Origin of the sequence: Leifsonia sp. SIMBA_070 (assembly GCF_046534635.1) — a bacterium.
Lineage (GTDB): Bacteria > Actinomycetota > Actinomycetes > Actinomycetales > Microbacteriaceae > Leifsonia.
The window spans coordinates 1-232 of the sequence record NZ_JAWRYK010001014.1; the positions used below are offsets into that span (position 1 = coordinate 1).

The window sequence follows — 232 nt, forward strand, 5'->3', positions numbered from 1 at the left end:
GTCCGGCCGGTGTTGGCGCAGTGACTCATAATCCAGTCCGAACCGCTCCATGACACCGGGGCGGAAGTTTTCCACGACGACGTCGGCGGCGAGCGCCGTTTCCCGGGCCGCCGCAAGCCCTTCCTCGGTACGCAGGTCACACACCACGGAACGCTTGTTGCGGTTAACGCTGGAAAAATAGGTGCCGACCCCGTGCTCGTCCACCGGCGGCACCCAGGACCGGGTGTCATCT

General features: G+C 65.1%; 1 protein-coding gene. It reads right to left on the minus strand.

The window, feature by feature from the left end; translation table 11 throughout:
• On the minus strand, positions 1–232 hold a 232-nt coding region (locus tag SB754_RS23210; protein WP_410784591.1), incomplete at both ends, for a CoA transferase.